This is a genomic window from Vibrio sp. 1978, assembly GCF_033344345.1.
Genome location: NZ_JAWPOP010000520.1, coordinates 1 through 670, shown reverse-complemented (window position 1 = coordinate 670; position 670 = coordinate 1). Strand labels below are relative to the sequence as shown.

General features: G+C 47.3%; 1 protein-coding gene. It reads right to left on the bottom strand.

The features are described from left to right. A partial coding sequence (locus R8N49_RS27595; protein WP_318190513.1) for a dicarboxylate/amino acid:cation symporter occupies positions 1-670 on the bottom strand: 670 nt, incomplete at both ends.

Below are 670 nucleotides of genomic sequence, written 5' to 3'. Positions count from 1 at the left end.
TGCGGTATCCCCTACCACGTTCGAAGAGGTACAGAACATATCGTTGATACGGTCAACCGCTGCAATGATAGCTAAACCTTCTGGTGGAAGACCCAATTGGTGAAGAAGCACACCAACCATCACCACACCACCACCTGGTACGCCACCAGCACCAATAGAAAGAAGAAGAATCGTCAGACCGAGTGTAAACACATCAGCGGTGTTAATTGGCTGGCCAAACGCGTTAGCAACGAAGATTGTTGCAAGCGCGATATAAATAGATACACCCGACATGTTCATCGTCGCGCCTAGCGGTACACCAAAACCCGCAACTGATTTAGAAACTTGCAGTTTCTCTGTCAGAGTACGCATGGTTACAGGGATGGTTGCATTTGAACTTGCCGTAGATAGGGAAAATAGGATTTGTTCACGAGTTGCACGGAGAAACGCCTTTGGAGAAGTTCCAGTCGTAATGCCAACTGCCATTGGATAGAAGATGAAAATCCAGAACACAAGCATAGCCACGACAAGCGCAACGTAACCTGCAACAGACATCAGTGTATTCGCATTTAAGGTTGCACCTAGTTGAATCATCAGAGCAAACACACCGTAAGGTGCTAGACTCATGACCAAACCAACCAGCTTCATCATGATCTCATTGGCCATCTTAAACGTGCGGATAGCAGGGCCA